This is a genomic window from Stappia sp. TSB10P1A, assembly GCF_900185725.1.
Lineage (GTDB): Bacteria > Pseudomonadota > Alphaproteobacteria > Rhizobiales > Stappiaceae > Stappia.
In genome coordinates, this window is sequence record NZ_FYAU01000036.1 from 648,527 (window position 1) to 667,629 (window position 19,103).

The 19,103-nt window shown below is 70.6% G+C and carries 23 protein-coding genes; 7 read left to right on the forward strand and 16 right to left on the reverse strand.

Going from position 1 to position 19,103, the window contains the following annotated elements; translation table 11 throughout:
* Nucleotides 1-101: 101 nt before the first annotated feature.
* The gene (locus tag TSB10P1A_RS21490; protein ID WP_186389976.1) at nt 102-341 is read left to right on the forward strand and encodes a YdcH family protein; all 240 of its coding nucleotides are present in this window, start codon (nt 102-104) and stop codon (nt 339-341) included.
* Nucleotides 342-379: 38 nt separating this feature from the next.
* On the opposite strand, the gene TSB10P1A_RS21495 is transcribed toward TSB10P1A_RS21490, so the two are convergent.
* The 16 genes from TSB10P1A_RS21495 to TSB10P1A_RS21570 form a co-directional block, all read right to left on the reverse strand.
* Nucleotides 380-958 (reverse strand): phage tail tape measure protein, encoded by a 579-nt coding sequence (locus TSB10P1A_RS21495; RefSeq protein WP_186389977.1) that lies wholly within the window; start codon nt 956-958, stop codon nt 380-382.
* Nucleotides 933-1,229 carry a rcc01693 family protein gene (locus TSB10P1A_RS21500; RefSeq protein ID WP_371515149.1) on the reverse strand — a complete coding sequence of 99 codons (297 nt, stop codon included), beginning with the start codon at nt 1,227-1,229 and terminating at the stop codon, nt 933-935. Before TSB10P1A_RS21500 ends, TSB10P1A_RS21495 begins: the two co-directional genes overlap by 26 nt.
* Complete coding sequence (locus tag TSB10P1A_RS21505; RefSeq protein ID WP_186389978.1) at nt 1,226-1,585, reverse strand: gene transfer agent family protein; 360 nt, start codon at nt 1,583-1,585, stop codon at nt 1,226-1,228. Before TSB10P1A_RS21505 ends, TSB10P1A_RS21500 begins: the two co-directional genes overlap by 4 nt.
* Before the next feature lie 2 nt (nt 1,586-1,587).
* Complete coding sequence (locus TSB10P1A_RS21510) at nt 1,588-2,001, reverse strand: phage major tail protein, TP901-1 family (protein ID WP_186389979.1); 414 nt, start codon at nt 1,999-2,001, stop codon at nt 1,588-1,590.
* Between the two features lie 34 nt (nt 2,002-2,035).
* Nucleotides 2,036-2,446, reverse strand: coding sequence for a DUF3168 domain-containing protein (locus TSB10P1A_RS21515; protein ID WP_186389980.1), 411 nt, complete (start codon nt 2,444-2,446; stop codon nt 2,036-2,038).
* Nucleotides 2,443-2,775, reverse strand: coding sequence for a head-tail adaptor protein (locus tag TSB10P1A_RS21520; RefSeq protein WP_186389981.1), 333 nt, complete (start codon nt 2,773-2,775; stop codon nt 2,443-2,445). Before TSB10P1A_RS21520 ends, TSB10P1A_RS21515 begins: the two co-directional genes overlap by 4 nt.
* Nucleotides 2,772-3,341, reverse strand: coding sequence for a head-tail connector protein (locus tag TSB10P1A_RS21525; protein ID WP_186389982.1), 570 nt, complete (start codon nt 3,339-3,341; stop codon nt 2,772-2,774). Before TSB10P1A_RS21525 ends, TSB10P1A_RS21520 begins: the two co-directional genes overlap by 4 nt.
* 74 nt (nt 3,342-3,415) lie before the next feature.
* Nucleotides 3,416-4,711 (reverse strand): phage major capsid protein, encoded by a 1,296-nt coding sequence (locus tag TSB10P1A_RS21530; RefSeq protein ID WP_186390110.1) that lies wholly within the window; start codon nt 4,709-4,711, stop codon nt 3,416-3,418.
* A gap of 143 nt (nt 4,712-4,854) precedes the next feature.
* On the reverse strand, nt 4,855-5,433 hold the full coding sequence (locus TSB10P1A_RS21535) for an HK97 family phage prohead protease (protein ID WP_244293202.1): 579 nt from the start codon (nt 5,431-5,433) through the stop codon (nt 4,855-4,857).
* A complete protein-coding gene (locus TSB10P1A_RS21540; protein WP_186389983.1) occupies nt 5,430-5,612 on the reverse strand; it encodes a hypothetical protein in 183 nt (60 codons plus the stop codon). Before TSB10P1A_RS21540 ends, TSB10P1A_RS21535 begins: the two co-directional genes overlap by 4 nt.
* Before the next feature lie 278 nt (nt 5,613-5,890).
* The gene (locus TSB10P1A_RS21545) at nt 5,891-6,079 is read right to left on the reverse strand and encodes a hypothetical protein (RefSeq protein ID WP_199270398.1); all 189 of its coding nucleotides are present in this window, start codon (nt 6,077-6,079) and stop codon (nt 5,891-5,893) included.
* Nucleotides 6,076-7,278, reverse strand: coding sequence for a phage portal protein (locus TSB10P1A_RS21550; protein ID WP_186389984.1), 1,203 nt, complete (start codon nt 7,276-7,278; stop codon nt 6,076-6,078). The genes TSB10P1A_RS21545 and TSB10P1A_RS21550 overlap by 4 nt, the downstream gene beginning before the upstream one ends.
* A 113-nt stretch (nt 7,279-7,391) precedes the next feature.
* Entirely contained in the window at nt 7,392-8,726 is a 1,335-nt protein-coding gene (locus TSB10P1A_RS21555) for a DNA-packaging protein (protein WP_186389985.1), read from the reverse strand.
* Nucleotides 8,614-9,141 (reverse strand): hypothetical protein, encoded by a 528-nt coding sequence (locus TSB10P1A_RS21560; protein WP_186389986.1) that lies wholly within the window; start codon nt 9,139-9,141, stop codon nt 8,614-8,616. The genes TSB10P1A_RS21555 and TSB10P1A_RS21560 overlap by 113 nt, the downstream gene beginning before the upstream one ends.
* 1,988 nt (nt 9,142-11,129) lie before the next feature.
* Nucleotides 11,130-11,447 (reverse strand): hypothetical protein, encoded by a 318-nt coding sequence (locus TSB10P1A_RS21565; RefSeq protein WP_186389987.1) that lies wholly within the window; start codon nt 11,445-11,447, stop codon nt 11,130-11,132.
* Between the two features lie 91 nt (nt 11,448-11,538).
* Nucleotides 11,539-12,108, reverse strand: a complete 570-nt coding sequence (locus TSB10P1A_RS21570) for a YcgN family cysteine cluster protein (RefSeq protein ID WP_186389988.1) — start codon at nt 12,106-12,108, stop codon at nt 11,539-11,541.
* 123 nt (nt 12,109-12,231) lie between these two features.
* Here TSB10P1A_RS21570 and TSB10P1A_RS21575 point away from each other — a divergent pair, with 123 nt between their 5' ends.
* The 6 genes from TSB10P1A_RS21575 to TSB10P1A_RS21600 all read left to right on the forward strand — a co-directional run bounded on the left by TSB10P1A_RS21575 (nt 12,232) and on the right by TSB10P1A_RS21600 (nt 18,499).
* Entirely contained in the window at nt 12,232-14,448 is a 2,217-nt protein-coding gene (locus TSB10P1A_RS21575) for a transglycosylase domain-containing protein (RefSeq protein ID WP_371515150.1), read from the forward strand.
* The gene (locus tag TSB10P1A_RS21580; RefSeq protein WP_186389989.1) at nt 14,445-15,104 is read left to right on the forward strand and encodes a DUF1214 domain-containing protein; all 660 of its coding nucleotides are present in this window, start codon (nt 14,445-14,447) and stop codon (nt 15,102-15,104) included. The genes TSB10P1A_RS21575 and TSB10P1A_RS21580 overlap by 4 nt, the downstream gene beginning before the upstream one ends.
* Nucleotides 15,101-15,718 (forward strand): DUF1254 domain-containing protein, encoded by a 618-nt coding sequence (locus TSB10P1A_RS21585; RefSeq protein ID WP_208984943.1) that lies wholly within the window; start codon nt 15,101-15,103, stop codon nt 15,716-15,718. Before TSB10P1A_RS21580 ends, TSB10P1A_RS21585 begins: the two co-directional genes overlap by 4 nt.
* Nucleotides 15,719-15,817: 99 nt before the next feature.
* Nucleotides 15,818-16,831, forward strand: coding sequence for a serine hydrolase (locus TSB10P1A_RS21590; RefSeq protein WP_186389990.1), 1,014 nt, complete (start codon nt 15,818-15,820; stop codon nt 16,829-16,831).
* Nucleotides 16,832-17,092: 261 nt separating this feature from the next.
* Nucleotides 17,093-17,623, forward strand: a complete 531-nt coding sequence (locus TSB10P1A_RS23945; RefSeq protein WP_186389991.1) for a helix-turn-helix domain-containing protein — start codon at nt 17,093-17,095, stop codon at nt 17,621-17,623.
* 3 nt (nt 17,624-17,626) lie between these two features.
* The gene (locus tag TSB10P1A_RS21600; protein ID WP_186389992.1) at nt 17,627-18,499 is read left to right on the forward strand and encodes a DUF6456 domain-containing protein; all 873 of its coding nucleotides are present in this window, start codon (nt 17,627-17,629) and stop codon (nt 18,497-18,499) included.
* The last annotated feature ends 604 nt before the right edge of the window (nt 18,500-19,103 follow it).

Here is a 19,103-nt window from a genome sequence, read left to right on the forward strand (position 1 = left end):
TTTTCGATGAGGCGAAACAAAACGCGTCGAATTTGATCTTCCTCAAGGTCCGCTCCGCCGCGGCGGGGCAGTCTCTTCGCGTCACAGGAGATCTACCGAACATGGGTCATGTTCCCCACGAGTTGCATGAGGAATTCCCGGACAAGACTGCGGCGTTGCACGAGTTGAAGACGTCCAACGGCCACTTCGCGCGGCTCGCCGAGAAGTATCACGAGGTCAACAGGGAGATTCACCGGGTCGAGACCGATGTGACGCCAGCCTCCGACGAGGTTCTGGAAACGCTCAAGAAGCAGCGCCTTCGCCTGAAGGACGAAATCGCGGCGATGCTCGCCGCCACCTGATACGCCGGTGCCTGAGCCCCTCCTCTTCGGGCCCGACGTTAAAGCCCGCGCCGTCCCCGTCCGACGGCGCGGGCAACCATTGTTGCGATCTGCGCTTCCGAACGGGCGAAGCTCTCCGCATCCCTTGCCTCCACATTGAAGACGATCTGCGGCACGCCCTGTCCGCCGCTTCCCGCGGCAACGCCGAGCCGGCCGCTCGCATCGCGCGACAGCGGCAGCACCGCCTCCGCCCCCGCCTCGCCCATCAGCCCGAGCGCGCCCGCGCCGCCTCCCGGCAGCGGAAAATAGCCGGGCGCTGCGACCACCCCGCCCTTGGCGAAGGGCAGGATGCCGCCGCCGGAAAATCCCGATGCCAGCCCTGAGAACAGCCGTCCGGCAAGGCCGGAAATCCCGCTGGAGATCCCCTGTTCCACCGGGGAGAGCGCCGCGCTCAGGGCCCGGTTCGACAGCGACAACGCCGCCGAGCGCAGCACCTGCTCCAGCGAGCGCCCGTCGACCAGCGCCTGGCGCAGCCCGCGCGACAGCACCCCGGCCGCCTCGCGCGAGGCGGAGCGCACATCCTCCATCGCCGTGCGCAGCCGCTCGGCCTCCTCAAGCTCCAGTCCGTCCGCGCTCATCCACGCCCTCCTGCCGTTCCGTGTTGCCATCCGCCGCGTCGGGGAAGCGCCGCATCAAGGCGTCCAGTCCGGCGCGCCGCAGCGGCGCCTGTTGGCTCGCGCGCCCGCCATTCAGCCCGGCCAGCAGCGCCGCCACTTCGCGCGGCGTCGCCCGCCAGAAGCTCTCCGGCGGCCAGCCGAGCCGGCCCATGCACAGGCCCATCGCCGCGTCCCAGGGAAAAGGACGGATCTCCGCCGCGCCCGCCTGCGGCCCTGCGGGCGCGGCGCTCAAGGGTCCGGCGGCGGATCGCCGTCGTTGCTGTTGAGAAAGGTCGCCCGCAGCAGCTCCGCCGCCAGCAGCGCCAGCCCCGTGATGCCGTCGGCGTGGTCGAGCCGGTCGACCTCCTCGTCGCAGATCGTTTCGCCGGCGCCGCGCAGGCCGGCGCCGAGGATGCGGATGACGTCGCGCGCCGACAGCCGCGCCTCGGCGAAGCGCCCGGTCAGCGCCGCCAGGTCCTCGGCCCCGTAGGCCGCCTCCAGTTCCGCCAGCGCGCCGAGCGTCAGCACGAGGCGGCGGTTTCTCCCGCCGAGCCGTGCCGCCACCTCGCCGCGACGGCGATTCGCCGTCAGGCTTCTCTCCCCCGCCATGGTCAGGACGCCGTGAAGCTGATCTCGCCGGCCGATTCCAGCGCCAGTTCGTAGGTCACCTCGCCGTCATGGGTGCCGGCATAGTCGAGCGCCGTCACCTGAAACGGCCCGGCGATCGTGCCGAAGTCCGGCACCACCACCTGCCAGACGCGGATCGTCCCGTCGAAGAACATCGTCCGCACGGTCTCGTCCGCCGCCTTGTCGCGGAACACGCCGCCGCCGGAGATGCTGGCCGAGCGGGTGCCGGCGCCGGCCAGCAATTCGCGCCAGCGCCCGAAACTGTCGCCGTCGGTGATATCGACGCTGCCGGCGTTGAGCGCGATCCGCCGCGCCTTCAGCCCGGCCATGGTGACGAAGCCACCGCTGCCGGTCGCGTCGCATTTCAGCAAAAGATTCCTGCCTGCCTGTGCAGCCATGTCCGCCTCCGTTCCTGTCGTCCTGATCCGCTTTCTATTCCGCCGGCTCGCTCACCAGCCGCAGCCGCAGCCGGCCGCGCCAGGTGCGTCCATCGGCCAGCCGCTCGCTGCGCTCGTCGATCGCCCCGGCATTGACCAGCACGTGCCCGTCGAGAAATCCTTCGACGCCGCTCAGCACCGCCTCGCGGGCCGCCGCCATCAGCGCGGCGACCTCGCCGCGCGCGTCTTTTCGCGAATGCACCAGGATTTCCGCCTCGTGCTCCTCGCCCTCCTCCGCGCTCGACAGCAGCGGCCGCGAGACGAGGGCGCCGAGTTCGATGAAAGGATGCACGGCCCCGCGCGGGGCCCCGTCATGCACCCGCTCGCCGCCCGTCAGCGCGATCAGATCGGCATCGGCCCGCAGGGCCTTCACCAGCGCTGCCCGCAGGGCCGCTTGCGCGCTCATCGTCCCTCCTCCTCGATGAGGCAGGCGACAAAGCCGCTCCGCCGCGCCGTGTCGTCGACGGCGAGCACGCGGAAGCGCCGCGCACCCTCGCTCAGCCGCCAGCCGCCGGCAATGCCGGTGCCGGTGCGCAGCCGCGCCACATGGGTGGCGATGCCGTCGTGCCGCCCGCCCGCCTGCCGCTCGGCAAGGCTGGCCGGCGCCAGCGCCACGAAGACGAGACCGGTATCGGTGAAGATCGTCTCCGCCTCGCCGTCCGCCGCCTCGATCCGCTCGGGCCGCTCCAGCCGCATCGCGCGGTCGAGCGGGCCCGCTCCCGCTCGCCCGTTCACAGCCGCACCATCCGGTAGCTGCCGGCAAGGCTTGCGACCGCCGGCGGCAGGCCGAGCGAAGCCGGATCCAGCCCCGGCTCGCGGTGCTCGAACCAATGGGCGACCAGCAGCAGCACCGCCTGGCGCAGCGGCGCCGGCACCGCGGCCGGGTCCGTGCCATATCCGGCGGTGAAGTCGATCTCGATGCCGTTGAAGCCTGTGATCCCGGCCGGTGCGCTCGTCGCCACCTTCAGCCGCGGCGGGCTGGTCGCCGCCTCCAGGCGGTAGTCGGCCTGGTCCAGCGCCACCGGCAGCCCGTCGCCGTCATAGACGGTGACCGCCTCGACGGAGGCGACCGGGGCGACCGGCAGCCGCACCACCCGGCCCGGCGGCCAGGCATCCAGATAGAGCCGCCAGCCCTGCGCGATCAGCGCCCGGCGCGTCGCCAGCTCGATCTGCGCCCGCGCGGCGGCGATCAGCCGGCCGAGCAGCGCGTCCTCCTCGCCGGATGTCACGCGCAACTGCGCGCGCGCCTCCTCCAGCGTCACCGGCTCCACTGCCGGCGGCGTCGTCACGATCGCGGTCATCGCATCCCCATCCGCTGTCCGTTCCGCATGACCGGGCGGGGGAGCCCCGCCCGGCCTCTCGTCCGCCGCCGCCGTTACGCGGCGAAGACCAGCAGCTTGATCGCGTCGAAGTCCTGCATGCCGCCGCCCACGCGCTTGGTCGTGTAGAACAGCACGTAGGGCTTGGCCGAATAGGGATCGCGCAGGATCCGCACCCCGGCCCGGTCGACCACCAGATAGCCCCGGCGGAAGTCGCCGAAGGCGATGGCCGGCGCGCCGGCGGCGATGTCCGGCATGTCCTCGGCCTCGGTGACCGGGAAGCTCATCAGGGTCGCCGGGGCGCCGAGGCTTGCCGGCGGCTGCCACAGGTAGTTGCCCTCGCCGTCCTTCATCTTGCGCAGCACGCCCTGCGTCCGCCGGTTCATCACGAAGCGGGCGTTCTGGCGGTAGCCGGCCTTCAGCGCATAGACGAGGTCGATCAGCACGTCGCCCGGATCGCTCGCCGGGAAACCCGCATCGACGCCGGTCGGCAGCGTGCCGACATTGCCCCAGCTCCAGCTCGCCTCGGCAACACGCGGATAGTCGAGGAAGCCGCGCGGCCGGTTGACGCCGTTGCCGGCGACAAAAGCCGCGCCCTCCTGTTCGGCGAAGGCCAGTTCCACCTCCTCGGCGATCCAGGCGTCGACATCGACCGCCGCATCGTCGAGCAGCGAGGCGGTCGCCGCCGGCATGGCGTAGAGCTCCATCGTCGGGAAGGCGAGTTCGGCCAGCGTCGGCGAGCCGGTTTCGGGCCGCGCCGCCGTCTCCGCCACCCAGCCCGACTGCGGGCCGGAGATCGAGAACGGCTTCTTGAAGACGCTGGCCGAGACCTGCCGCGAGCCGGCGATGGCGCGGATCGGCGAGACCGCCGTCATCCGGCGCAGGATGCCGGCCTCCGTCTCCTCCGGCACCAGATAGCCGCCGTCGGGATCGGAGCCGATGGACAGCGCCTTCTGTTCGAGCGAGCGCAGGCCCTCCTCCTGGCCCTTGCGCATATAGGCGAGGAAGGCGCCGCGATGTTCGCCCGTCGCCGCGCTCTCGCGGGTCCTGTTGCCGGCGGCCTCGGCCTCGCGCGGCGGACGGGCCGCCTTCAGCGCCAGCGCGTCGAGGCGCTGCTGCTGGCGGTCGATCTCCGCCTCGATGCGGGCGAGCTTCTCGCCGGTCAGCACATCGGCGCTGCCGCGCTGCTCGATCTCCGACAGGCGCTCGTCGTTCACCTCGCGAAACGCGGTGAAGGCGGCGCGCATGTCGTCGAGCTCGCGCTCCAGTCCGGGGCCGGCGGCAGGTGTGGCACCGCGCCCGGTCACCGCCTTGGTTTCCACCCCCTTGGTTTCCATTCCCTTGATTTCCATTCCCTTGGTTTCGGGGGCGTGGCGCGTCAGCGCCGGCTGCTCGGCCGGACGGGGATTGCTGCTGGTCATGATCTGCGAAACTCCATTGCCCTGGTTGAGAGGTCCGGCGCTGCCAGCGCCGGTCGGGCGGCCCTGCGGCCGCCTCACGAGTCGAGCGCGCCTTGCGCGCGGCTCGTGGCAGTGGGCCCGGCATCGAGCCGGGCCATCGGGTGCAGCGGGAAGGTCACGAGCGACACCTCCCACAGGTCGATGTCGAAGATCCGCCGCAGCCCGCTCTGCGGATCGCGGCGGGCGGAGCGGGTGCGAAAGCCGATGGAGAGCCCGTCCAGCGCGCCGGCCGCCACCAGCGCGGCGGCATCGCGGCCCGTGCGCGTGTCGGTGACGAGCCGCCCGCTCAGATAGAGCCCGCGGGCGTCTTCCCTGGCGCTGTCCCACACGCCGATCGGCCGGGCCGGATCGTGCTGCCACAGGAAGCGGATGCCTTGCGCCCCGCGCTCGGCAAGGCTGCGGCGGAACGCCCCGCGCATCACCATGTCGAGCGCGTCGTCCGGCGTGCCGAAGAGGCTGGCATAGCCGGAAATCCGTGTCGGGCGAACGAGAGCTCGCCCGCCCTTCGGCTCCGCCCCGCCGCCGTCGCGGCCGAAGCGCCCCGCCGCCAGCGCCCGCATCGCCAGCGCCGCGTTGTCGCGCCCTGCCGGGCTTTCCGCCTGCACCCGGCTCATGCGCGGGCCCCGGCGCTCACCGCGCTTTTTTCGAGCGCTGCGCGCAGCACCAGCACGAAACGGGCGAACACGGCCCGATGCGCCCGCTTCACATGCGGCGCGCAGCGGATCGCCTCACATCCGGACATCTGGAAACCGGGCACGCGCGCGCCCGCGCGCGCCCCAACACGGTGCGTCATGATCTGGATCTCCCTTTTGGTGAGTTCGAAATGCGAGCGGCCGGGGGCCCCAGTCCCTCGGTTGCCCCCCGGCTCCGCCCCCTGCGGTCGTCTTCCCGGACGGCGCGCAGCGCCGAGCCGGGACCGGGGAGCCGAGGGCGTATGAGGAGCGCTCACGCAAGAAGCTACAACCGCCGTGCCTCTCCGATCCCGGGTCGCGGCTTCGCCTTGCCCGGGAGGACGCAAGGAGAGGAAAGTTTCCGGACTGGCGCCCGCCCCGCGCTCCCCCGCCCCGCCCCCTACTCGTCGCCGATCATCCGGTTGAGCCGGGCGATGGCCTCGACGAAATCGTCGAAGCGGCGGTTGGAGCGGACCATCTCGCGCAAGCTCCACACCAGCAGGCTCGACGAGGAGCCCGCCCATAGCAGCAGCACCAAGTGGGCAAGGTCCCCGCGTGCCGCCACCTCGCGCAGCGCCGGCTCCATCATGCGCCGTCCGCCCCAGAGGCTTCCGCGCCAGAGCTTTCCGCGCCGTAGCCGACCGCCTGCCGCTTCTCAGCTCGCGTCAGGAACGAGGCCCGCTCGACCCGCTCCCACAGGGCCGCGCGCTCGGTCGACAGCGCCTCGATAGCATCGGCATCGGGCACCAGCCGCAGGTCCGCCTGCCCGGCCGGGGAAAGCCACCGCGCCAACGCCTCGCCGACGCGGGCGGCCAGCGGCAGCACGGTCTGGCGCCAGAAGGCGCGGTTGGCCTCCTGGTAGTTGGCGAAAGTGTTGTCGCCGGGGATCGCCAGCAGCATCGGCGGCACGCCGAAGGCGAGCGCGATCTCGCGCGCCGCCTGGTTCTTCGCCTCGATGAAATCCATGTCGCGCGGGGTGAAGCCCATCGGCTTCCAGTCGAGCCCGCCTTCCAGGAGAAGCGGCCGCCCGGCATTGGCCGGGCCCTGGTAGCCGGCCTCCAGCTCGCCCTTCAGCCGGTCGAACTGCTCGTCGGTCAGGTTCGCCGCATCCGCCCCGCCATAGACCAGCGCGCCGGAGGGGCGCGCCGCATTGTCGAGCAGCGCCTTGTTCCAGGCCCCGGCGGCGTTGTGCAGGTCGAGGCTGACTTGCGCCGCCTCCAGCGGCGCGAACCCGTAATGATCGTTGAGCGGGTGGAACACCTTCAGATGCAGCACCGAAGGGTGCCCGTCGCGCGGGTCGGCGGGAAAGCGCACCGTGCGTCCGGCGACCGTGTAATCGAACGCCTCCGGCCAGCCGTCGCGCCCCGGCACCACGCGCACCCGGTCGGGCCGCAGCGCGTGCAGCTCGCGCGGGTTGCCGTCGATGTCGACCCGCTCCAGATAGGCATTGCCGGCGACCTGCAGGTAGCCGTGAACCTCCTCCAGCAGCCCCTGCCCCGACTGGCCCGGCGCGGGCCGCGCCAGCAGCTCCAGCAGCGGATGCGTGTCGAGTTCGCGCGCCCCCTCGTAGAGCACCAGCGGCACGCTGGCCGCCGCCTCCGCCACCATGCGCACGGCCCGGTGCACCACCGGGTTGCGCGCATATCCCTCGCGGGCGAGCGCCGCATAATCGCGCGGCGTCCACACCGCCCGCCCGGCGCCCGAAAGCGCCAGCAGCGGCCCGGCGCGCGAGGCCTTGGCCTCGGCTGACGGGCGACGAAAAGAGTCAAGAAGGTCGCGCAACCCCATGATCCAGAATCCTTTTTCCGGTCGACTTGAGAGATTGAGTCCGCTGCCTGAGACGGTGATTCAAACAGATCGATTCAGATGCTTCGCATCGTGATTCAACGTGGCCGGAGGCCTCACAGGCTGCGCAGGCGCGGGCTCGCCGCCGGCCTCAACGCGAGTTCGTGCAGCGCATAGACCAGCGCGTCGAGCCGGTCGGGCGAGTGGCCGGCCGACAGCCCGTCGGGGGCGAATTCCGCCATCTCGTCCTCCAACTCGGGAAAGGCGCCGACATGGCGCACCCGGCCCTGCTCGTAGAGCATGGCGACCGGCTCGGCGCGCAGCCACTTGCCCCGCCGCGCCCGCACCTCGGCAACCGGCACGCCGGGGTCGACGCCGTTGATCACCGCGCCGACCATCTCGCCGCCCTGGTTCACCTCGGCGACCAGGCAATCGGCCCCGAGCGACCGCCACAGCTCCACCGCCGCGCGGGCCCAGCGCGCCGGCTTTGCCGCCCGCAGGCTCGCATCCGCCAGCACATGGACGATGCCCGCCGCGTCGATGCCGGCGGCGATGATCCCGCAGGCGTCCGAGCGGCGGGACGAACCCGCCGGCGGATCGACCGCGACGACGATGCGGGTAAGCTCCTCCGGCCGCCGGTCGCTGCGGCAGCGCTCCAGCGCGTCGCGGCTCCACATCGCGCCTTCGCGCTCGCCGACGATCTCGCCGTCCAGCTCCTGCCGCGCCAGCCGGGTGCCGCGATAGCGGTTGCGGATCGCGGTGATGAAGCCCTTGGCGAGATGCGCCGCATTGGCCTCCGTCGCCGCGCGGGTCACCACCGTGCCATCGTCCCCGATCAGCCGCTTCAACAGCGGGATCGGGCGCGGCGTCGTCGTCACCAGTTGGCGGGGATGGGCGCCGAGCCGCAGGCCGAATTGCAGCATGTCCCAGGTCTCCTGCACATGCCGCCACTTGGCCAGTTCGTCGCACCAGGCGATCTCGAATTGCGGCCCGCGCAGCGCGTCCGGATCCTCGGAGGAAAACACCTGCGCCACCGCGCCGCACGGCCATTCCAGCCGCCGGCGCGAAGGCAGCCATTGCGGCCGCTCGGACGGCGGATGCACGGACAGCAGGCCGGAGACGCCCTCCACCATCACCTCGCGCGCATCCATCTGCGTTTCGCCGACCAGGGCGATGCGCAACTCGCCGCCCCGCCCTTGACGCGCGGCCGCAGTCACCGCCGCGCGCAGCCACTCGGCTCCGGCGCGGGTCTTGCCGGCGCCGCGCCCGCCGAGCAGCAGCCACACCCGCCAGTCGCCCTGCGGCGCAAGCTGGTGCTGATGCGCCCAGATGGGCCAGTCATGGCGCAGGAAGCGCAGTTCCGCCGCCGTCAGCCGCGCCAGGAAGTCCGGCAGCCGCCCCTTCGCCGCACAGGCGGTCAAGGCGCTGCGCAAGCTCGTGCCTGAGTGCATCCTCGTCCCTCCCTGCCGGGTCCAGTTCCCGCACGCCGCTGCGCAGCTCGACCAGCACGTCGAGCGTCCGGGCGAGAATGCCGAGCGTGCGAGCATTGCGCTCGGCCAGTTGCGAGGCCTCCGTCCGGTCGAGCTTGAGCGTGCGGGCGCGGCCGATTTCCAGCTCGATCGCCTCCACCTGCCGCTCGAACGCCTCCGCCAGCCGCCCCACCAGGCAGGCAAGGCCCTGCGTGTCGCCGGCGGCGATCAGCCCGCGCACGTCGCCCGAGCGCACCCAGCCTTCCGCCTGGATGTGGCGCAGCACCGTGCTTTTCGCGACGCAGAACCGCTTCACCACCCCGTCGGCGTCCAGCGCGCCGCTCTCGTAGAGCTGCCGCGCCTCAGCCCACGCCTCGACGCCCAGATGCACCGGCACCTTGCGGTCGGGGGAGGCTGCTTCGGGCGGGGGTTGCTTTTTGCTCCTGGCGTCCGCCGCGTCGGGATGTGCCGGTGGGGTCCCGGCCTCCGCCGCCTTGCCCCTGGCTTCGGCCTGTTCCGGGGATTGCGCGGCACCGTCCGCTGGCGCCTTTGAACCGGCCATCGGCTCCTCCCTTGCTTGATGTCGGGATCATGTTCGGCAAAGATCGGAAGACCGCCCGAGAAAGTGGCCCGACCTCACATCCTCTCCGGGCGTCACCCCGAGAAAGTGGCACGACCTCACATCCTCTCGGCCGTCACCCCGGCCGCAGGCGAAGCCGGAGAGCCGGGGCCTATTGGCTGCCAGAGCGGTTGCGGGGACACAGAAACCTCTCCCAGCGTCGTCCCGCACGCAGCCTCTCCCTGCGTCCTCCCGGACGACGCAAAGGGAGGCTGGAGAAAAAACACCTGCTGAGGGTGCCAATGGTTCCCGGTTCTGCGCTGCGCTGGACCGGGATGACCTCCGAGAGTGTGGCAGCACCTCGCATCCCCTCTGCCGTCACCCCGAGAAAGTAGCCCGACCTCACATCCCCTCGGCCGTCACCCCGGCCAAGCGCAAGCGCGCGCCGGGGCCTATTGGCTGCCAGAGCGGCAGCGACGAAACCCGGCCCGTGCCCCACTCCCTGTCTGTCGTCCCGGTCTCAGTGAAGCCGAAGACCGGGAACCAGTAACCACGAACGGTTCGGCTCAGGCTGCGGAGCCAGCATGTTGAAGCTACGGAGGCGAAGCCGGAGATCCGGGATCGGCGAGCCGGGGGCCTTGCCGCAGCGCTCAGACAAAAGAGGCAACCGCCCTGCCTCCCCGGTCCCGGGTCGCGCTTGCGCTTGCCCGGGAAGACGCAAAGGAGAGGGTGGAGCGTCAAAAACACCTGCCAGAAACACAAATGGCGGCCGAACCAATCGGTCCGCCGCCATCACACACTGCCCCTCCCCACGTCCTCCCGCGCACCGTCCTCTCTTTCGTCCTCCCGGACGACGGCGAAGCCGGAGATCCGGGATCGGAGAGCCGAGGGCGGTGGCAGCAGCGCTCAGGCAAGACAGGCGGCAAACGCCGTGCCTCCCCGGTCCCGGGTCGCGCTCACGCTTGCCCGGGAAGACGCCGAGGAGAGGCTGGAGAAAAAACACCCGCCAAGGGTGCCAATGGTTCCCGGTTCTGCGCTGCGCTGGACCGGGATGACCTCCGAGAGGGTGGCAGCACCTCACATCCCCTCTGGGCGTCACCCCGAGAAAGTGGCCCGACCTCGCATCCCCTCGGCCGTCACCCCGGCCAAGCGAAGCGCGCGCCGGGGCCTATTGGCTGCCAGAGCGGCAGCGACGAAACCCGGCCCGTGCCCCACTCCCTGCCTGTCGTCGCGGTCTCAGTGAAGCCGAAGACCGGAACCAGTAACCACGAACGGTTCGGCTCAGGCTGCGGAGCCAGCATGTTGAAGCTTCCGCCGGCGTCCTTGCCACGACCTCCAGCGGACACTGGACGCCTGCCTGCGCAGGCGTGACAGCCGAGGAGTGGCACATGCGCTTCGCACCACATCCGTCCTTCCGCGCGCAGCCTCTCCCCGCGTCCTCCCGGACGCAGCCTCTCCTTCGTCCTCCCGGACGGAGGCGAAGCCGGAGATCCGGGATCGGCGAGCCGGGGGCCTTGCCGCAGCGCTCAGACAAAAGAGGCAACCGCCCTGCCTCCCCGGTCCCGGGTCGCGCTTGCGCTTGCCCGGGAAGACGCCAAGGAGAGGGTGGAGCGTCAAAAACACCCGCCAGAAACACAAATGGCGGCCGAACCTCCCGGTCCGCCGCCATCGCCAGGCCGCACCTATGCGACCATGCCTGAACCCTACCCGAGCACCGTTACGGTGTCAAGGATTTTTTTCCTAACCCGTCAAAGAACAAGAACTACAGCGTCTCGCTTGTAACCCGCCCCGGAAACATAGAATCACCAAAAAAGAAATCAGAACACCTACTCTTCCTCGAGGTCGCGAAGTGGCAGCAACGCAGGAAGATCGTACTTTGATCTATGCTTCATCTCATCCCTCTCAATACGAGATAGAATACGCCTCATGTGAGACCGCATTACGTATTCAATTTTTTCGATCTCCGATTGATCCATGGGAACTTCCAGAGTCGATTTATCTATTCCCGCTTCCAATAAAGTCTTCTTTACATGAAGACTTACATCCGGTGAAGAATTAACACAGAGATGCGTAAGAAGGTAGGAAATCATCACCTGCTGACAATTTATAACTATTTCAAGTGCTTTTTGCGTATCCTTGCTCATGCTGCCTTTCCCAAAAAATGACTCAACATACAAATTGCAGCATAATAGATTTTTATCGTCTACCTACACTTTAATCCGCACACTCCATCCCTCACTCAATAAACCCCACCCGCACCTTCTCGTCCATCGGGTTCTCGCCCGGCCAGTCGGCGAGGAAGTTCTCATAGTCTTCCAGCGGGATGCCGTCCTCGGGGAAGGTCTGCCCGCGCACCGAGATGCCGGCGGCGTGCACGCTCTCCGGGTCGCCGGAGACCAAAGGGTGCCACCAGTAGAGATCGCGCCCTTCGGCGACCAGCCGGTAGGCACAGGTCGGCGGCAGCCAGGCGAGCTGCGGCACCAGCTCGGCGGTGAGCTGCAGGCAGTCGGACACGGTGGCGAAGCGGTTGTCGTAGTCGGAGCAGCGGCAGCTCTCGCCGTCGAGCAGGGTGCAGGCGAGCGAGGTCCAGACGACCTCGCCGGTGTCCCAGTCCTCCAGCTTGTTGAGGCAGCAGCGGCCGCAGCCGTCGCACAGGGCTTCCCACTCGGCCGGGCTCAGCTCGCCGAGCCGCCGGCCGGTCCAGAACGGCGCGCCGCCCGCGGCGATATCCGTCCCGGCCCCTTCTGCCCCAGCGTTGTCCGTCCCGCCCCCTGCCGCCCCTTGTGCGTTGCTGTCCTGAGGCATTCGTGATCCATCCACCGCCGGCATATCCTTGAAAGGCCCGGCGGATCGGAGGTAAAACGGATCGCGCCGGGTTGCTCCCGCAGCGGGAGCCTGCCCACGGCCATAGCAGAACGGAAGACCAAGGTGAACCAGCGATCCGGCGATGCCGACCCGCAGGACAGCCCGCAGCCGGCGCCCGCTTCAGGGAAAGGGCCGGCGACGCGCCGCCCGTTCGGCGCCCGCATGCGCTCGGCGATGCTGTCGGTGGATGCCTTTGTCGACACCGCCCTGTGGCGGTCGTTCTCGTCGCTGCGCCGGGGGATCGAGGCCTATTCGGCCTGGCTGCGCCGGTTCCGCGCCCGCGGCGCCGGGCGCGTTGCCGCCGAGCTTGCCTCCGACGGGGTCACCTTCGGCCTGCTCGGCCTCGTGCTGATGCTGGCGCTTGCCCAGGACGCGTTCCAGCAGACCGAGCGCGCCGACTGGCGCACCACCGAGGATTTCTCCGTCACCTTCCTCGACCGCTTCGGCAACGAGATCGGCAAGCGCGGCATCCTGCTCAACGACACGGTGCCGCTGGAGGAGATCCCGGACCACCTGATCAAGGCGGCGCTGGCGACCGAGGACCGGCGCTTCTTCTATCATTTCGGCATCGACGTGATGGGCACCGCCCGCGCCATGGTGGAGAATGTGCGCGCCCGCACCGTGGTGCAGGGCGGCTCGTCGATCACCCAGCAGCTCGCCAAGAACCTGTTCCTCACCAACGAGCGGACGCTGGAGCGCAAGATCAACGAGGCCTTCCTGGCGCTGTGGCTGGAGATGAACCTCTCCAAGCGCGAGATCCTGAAACTCTATCTCGACCGCGCCTATATGGGCGGCGGCACGTTCGGCGTCGCGGCGGCGTCGGAGTTCTATTTCGGCAAGAACGTGCGCGAGCTCAGCCTGGCGGAATCGGCCATGCTCGCGGGCCTGTTCAAGGCGCCGACCAAATACGCCCCGCATATCAACCTGCCGGCGGCGCGGGCGCGGGCCAACGACGTGCTGACCAACATGGTGCAGGCCGGCTTCATGACCGAGGGCCAGGTGATCGGCGCGAGGCGCAATCCGGCGCTCGCCATCGACCGCAGCAAGGACCGCTCGCCGGACCATTTCCTCGACTATGCCTTCACCGAGGTGCGCGAGCTGGCGCGCAGCCATCCCGAGCTTGCCAACGACCGCATCGTCATCGTGCGCACCACGCTCGATCCCGGCCTGCAGCGCCAGACCGAGCAGGCGCTGCTGGAAAACCTGCGCGAACACGGCGAGCGCTACAGGGTGCGCGAGGGCGCGGTCGCCGTCCTGGTGCCGGAGACCGGCGCCGTGCGCGCCATGGTCGGCGGGCGCGACTATGGCGAGAGCCAGTTCAACCGCGCGGTCGCGGCGGTGCGCCAGCCCGGCTCCTCGTTCAAGCCCTTCGTCTACATCACCGCCTTCATGAACGGCTACACCCCGGCCTCGGTGGTGCCGGACGCGCCGATCTCCATCGGCGGCTGGAGCCCGCGCAACTATTCGCGCGGCTATGCCGGGCCGGTGACGCTGAAGACCGCCCTGACCAAGTCGATCAACACCGTGCCGGTGCGCCTTGCCCAGGCGATCGGCCGCGACAAGATCGTCGAATATGCGACGGCGATGGGCATCACCACCGAATTGAAGATCACCCGGCCGCTGCCGCTCGGCGTCGCCGAGGTCACCGTCATCGACATGGCCGCCTCCTATGCCAGCTTCGCCAGCGGCGGGCTGAAGGTGACGCCGACCACGATCCTCGAGGTGCGCAACTCCGCCGGCAGGATGATCTACCAGCAGGCGAGCGACCGGGCGCCGCCGCAGCGCCTGTTTCCGGAGGAGAAGGCCGGCGAGATGAACGACGTGCTGGTCAACGCGGTGGAAAACGGCACCGGCCGCCGCGCCCGCGTGCCCGGCGTCACCGTCGCCGGCAAGACCGGCACCACCCAGGCCTATCGCGACGCCTGGTTCGTCGGCTATACCGGCAACTACGCGGCGGCGGTGTGGTTCGGCAATGACGATTTCACCTCCACCGCCCGGATGACCGGCGGCAGCCTGCCGGCGATGACCTGGCAGGTGATCATGGACTATGCGCACAAGGGCATCGAGCTGCGGCCGATGCCCGGCGTCGACCGGCCGGCCCGCGGGGACGGCGCCGTTCCGGTAGCGGAGGGCGCCGGCGCCGACCGGCCGCGCCTCCTGAGGGTGCAGTCGATCGCCGTCTTGCGGGAGATCGGCGCCCGGCTGGATGCCATCGGCAAGCGCGCCGAGGCCCCGGCCGCCGCCACGCCGCCCGCACAGGCGGAGCCCGTCGCCCGGTGACGCTCGCCCTTTCCCGCGATCCGGAAACCGACGGTCTTGTGCCCGACCGGGTGCCGCCGATCCTGCGGCGGCGGCGGCGCAGCCTCGCGCTCGATCTTGCCATCGTCGTCGCCATCGCCCTCGGCGTCGGCTTCTCCACCGCGTATCTGGCGGTCGACCGGACGCCGGCCTTCGGCACCTTGCGGCTCGGCGTGTGGGAGGCGCGGCCGCGCCAGGGCACGCGCGAGGCCGATCCCTATTCCACCGCCACCCATGCGCGCAGCGGCCGCGTGCCGCTGGCCGGCGGCGAGGGGCTGATGTTCCTTGCCGCGACCGACAGCGCCGGCGATGTCCTGTCGCCGCGCTGCGACTACGAGATTTCCGGCCAGACCGCCCCGGCGCGACTGTGGACGCTGGTGGCGCTGGATGGCGAGATGCGGCTGGTCGCCGGCGCCGCGCCGCGCAGCGGGCTGAACAGCCGCCACCTGCTGCGCCGCCCCGGCGGCGACTTCACCATCACCGCCGCGCCGCGCGCCCGGCCGGGCAACTGGCTGCCGACCTCCGACACCGCCGACGGGCTGGTGCTGGCGCTGCGGCTCTACGACACGCCGCTGACCACCGGCACCGGCGTTGCCAATGTGCCGATGCCCGAGATCCGCCGGGGGCTTTGCCGATGAGCGCGCCCGCCGCCCGCTCACGCCCCTCCCGCTCGGCACGGCTGCGCCAGGCCGTCGATGGCATGGTGCTGGCGCGTTTCGCGCTGCTGCTGCTCGCCGGCCTGTTTCTCGGCGGCATCATTCACATCGCCACCGTGCTCGGCGTGCCGGGCCAGGTGCCGGAAACCGCCTATGCGCGGGTCGCCGCCTTCGGTCCCGACGGGGCGTTCAACCGCCTGCCGGACGTGGCGCCGGGGGCCGAGCCGCTGCCGATGCTCGACCCGATGATGATCCACGCCGCCTGCCGTTTCGACCTTGCCGAGGGGCCGCTGAAGATCGAGGCGGCGCTGCCGCCGCCCTTCTGGTCCTTCGCCCTGTTCGATGCCGGCGGGCGGGCGATCTACAGCCTCAACGACCGCACCTCCGGGGCCGGCGGCCGGCTGGACGTGCTGGTGCTCACCACCGAGCAGCTCAGCGTGCTGCGCGAGAACCCGCCGGAGGGGCTGGAAGACCTGATCGTCATCGAGACCGACGCCCTGCACGGCTATGCCCTGCTGCGCGCCTTCGACGGCGATCCGCTCTACCGCGACCGTATCGAGGCGGCGCTGGCGCAGGCGAGCTGCCGCAGGTTGTGACACACCCGGCGCTCCGGCGCTGATATCGATCGAAGGGTTCGCATGTTTCAAAAACCCGCCCTCCGCCTCTGCGCGGCCTCGCTCCTTTGGATCGGCACCATGCTCCCCGTTGATGCGCAATCGCTGAACGAACAGCTTGAGACGAGCTTTGCGGCCGGAGAGCTGCCCGGCCTGCACGGCGCCATCGCCGATTTTCAGGGCAAGCGGCTGGCGGAGGTGTATTTTCCCGGCGAGGACGAGCGCTGGGGCCAGCCGCAGGGCCTGCAGGACCACACGGCCGCCTCGCTGCACGACCTGCGCTCGGTGACCAAGTCCGTCGTCGGCCTGCTCTACGGGATCGCCCTTGCCGAGGGCAAGGTTCCCGCCCCGGACGCGCCGCTTTACGTGCAGTTCCCGCAATATCCGGACCTCATGGCACAGCCCGGCCGCGAGCTCATTCTGGTCCGGCACGCGCTGTCGATGCAGATGGGGACCGAGTGGGACGAGGACCTTCCCTACAGCGATCCGCGCAACAGCGAGATCGCGATGGAAAACGCCCCGGACCGCTACCGCTTCATCCTCGAACAGCCGATCCGCGAGGCGCCGGGCGGGGCCTGGATCTATAGCGGCGGCGCCGTCGCCCTGCTGGGAAAGCTGATCGAAAACGGCACCGGCCTGCCGCTCGACCGCTATGCCGCCGAAAAACTCTTCGCGCCGCTCGGCATTACGACCTTCGAGTGGGTCGCCGGCGCCGACGGCGCGCCGTCCGCCGCCTCCGGCCTGCGGCTGACGCTGCCGGATCTGGCGCGGATCGGCCAGCTCGTCGCCGATTATGGTGTCCATGACGGGCGGCAGATCGTGCCCCGCGACTGGCTGGAGCTGTCGTTCGAGCCGCGGGCAACGGTCAACGACGTCACGCGCTACGGCTATCTCTGGTATCTGGCGGGCACGCCGGAGCGGCCCATCGCCATCGCCGTCGGCAATGGCGGCCAGCGGCTGACCGTGCAGCCCGACCCGGGCCTCGTCGTCGCCTCCTTCGCGGGCCGCTACAACGATCCCGAGAGCTGGCAGACCTCCTTCAAGGTCCTGATCGACTTCGCCGTGCCCGAGGCAAAGCGGCTGCTCGGCAAATAGCCGAGGCGCGGCGGACCTCGCCGCACCGCTCTCCTTCCTCCCTGCCGGCCGCGGATAGCCCGATCCGCGCCAGAGCCCGCGCCCGCGCCCGGCACGGGGCGATATCGCCCCGCTCTCCCCCCTTGCCGGGCCGTTCGACCGCCGGCAAAGCCGCCGCGCCACGCGCGAAAAACCGCCCTGCAACTTCACTTATCCCCGTACGGGTATTTTTCCCGTAATGATTTAGGAATATAAACCTAAAATTGATAAGTGGAGGCAGGAATGACTGGACTATCCGGAATTTCGGACCTCGCCGGCCTTGCCGGCGCCATGCCCGCCCATCGCTCCCCGCGGCCGGCGGGGGGAGCTGCGCGGGGCGCGGGACTGCTCGTCACCGCCTGTGTCCTGTCGGTGTTCGAGGTGGAGGAGGCCGACCTGTCGCAGCCCAGCCGGGGCCGGGCACAGGTGGCGCTCGCCCGCCAGGTGGCGATGTATCTGCATCACGTCATCCTCGCGCGCACGCTCACCGACATCGCCCGCGAGTTCGGGCGCGACCGCACCACCGTCGCCCATGCCTGCCGGCTGGTCGAGGACCGGCGCGACGAGCCGGAGTTCGACACGATGATCGGCGGGCTGGAGACCGCGCTGCAGGTCGGGCTCGCCGCCCTGCCCGCCCGGCCGCCATCGACCCGCTCCCTGGCCACCCGTCTCCCGGCCACCCGCCCCCTGACCGCCCATCCCCTGACCACCCGTGCCCAGGCCACCCGTGCCCAGGCCACCCGCCCCCTTCCCACCCACGGGACGGAGGCGTGAGCCATGGCGCCCTCGCAACGCGCGCTGGACCGTCTTCTCGCCCGGCTCGGCACGGCGCCCGCCTGGCAGCTTCAGCAAACCGCCGACAAGAGCCTGCGGCTGTGCGCCGTGCCCGCCCGGCGCGGAGGCGCCGGCCCCGGCGGCACCAGGACCGGCCCCGGAGGCGCCCGCCCAGACGGCGCCCCCACCTCGCCCATCTCTCCCTCGCCCGCCTCTCCCTCGCCGGCCCCCTCTCTCGCCCCCTCTCTCGCTGTGGATCCGGCGCAGTTGCGCGCCGCCTTTGCCGCCGGGCTGGTGGAGCGGGGCGGCGGCGGCCTCACTCTGTCGCCCGCCGGCCGCGCCCGGCTGCGCCGTCTCGCCTCCGGCGAGGAGGATTTCGCCGCCCAGCACCGGGAGATCGGCACCCGCCGCATCGCCATTGCCGGGGCGGCCGACGAGATCGTCACCGTCAATCATGCCGAGAGCCCGCTCGCCTGGCTGCGCCGGCGGCGCGGCCGCGACGGCGAGCCGATCCTCGACGAGGGGCAGTTCGCCGCCGGCGAGCGGCTGCGCGCCGATCACGCCTTTGGCGCCATCGTGCCGGGGATGCGCAGCATGGCCTGGTCGGCGCTCGGCAGCGGCGCGGGCGGCGGCAGCACGCGCGATCCGCGCGGCGGGCTGGTCGAGCTCACCGACGCCACTTTGGCCGCCCGCGCGCGGCTGGAGCGGGCGATCCGGGAGGTCGGGCCGGAACTCGCCGGCGTGCTGATCGACGTATGTTGCGAGCTCAAGGGGCTGGAGCAGGTCGAGCGGGAGCGGCGCTGGCCGCCGCGCTCGGCCAAGGTGGTGCTGCTGCTCGGCCTCACCCGCCTCGCCCGCCACTACGGCACCGGCTGAGCGCGCCTCCTCGCTCCCGTCTTCTTTCTCACCGTCTCGATCCCCTGTCGCCTCGCTGCCCTTGCACCGTTCCCCTTGCACCGCCCCCTCCTCGGCGTCTTCCCGGGCAAGCGAAGCGCGACCCGGAACCGGCGAGCCACGGCGGTTGCGGCATCTTTCGGGAGCGCGCCTCCTGCGCCCCCGGCCCGACCCCACATCTGCGTTTGCGCCGTCCGGGAGGGCGCAATGAAGGGACAGCGCGCGGGAGGACAGCCGGTGGATGGAGCTCGGCCGTGCGTCCCCGCCGCCGCTCTGGAAACCAATAGGCCCCGGCGCGCGCTTCGCTTGGCCGGGGTGACGGCAGAGGGGATGCGAGGCCTTTGCCATTCTCTTCGGCTGTCATCCCGGCCGCGCGTCAGCGCAGAGCCGGGAACTATTGGCAACCCCGGCAGGCGTGAGGCGGGGCGGCGTCGCCTCCCTCTCGGACGTCATCCCGGCCGCAGGCGAAGCCGGAGAGCCGGGAACCATTGGCAACCTCGGCAGGCGTGAGACCGGGCGGCGTCGCCTCCCTCTCGGAGGTCATCCCGGCCGCGCGCAGCGCAGAGCCGGGAACCATTGGCAACCT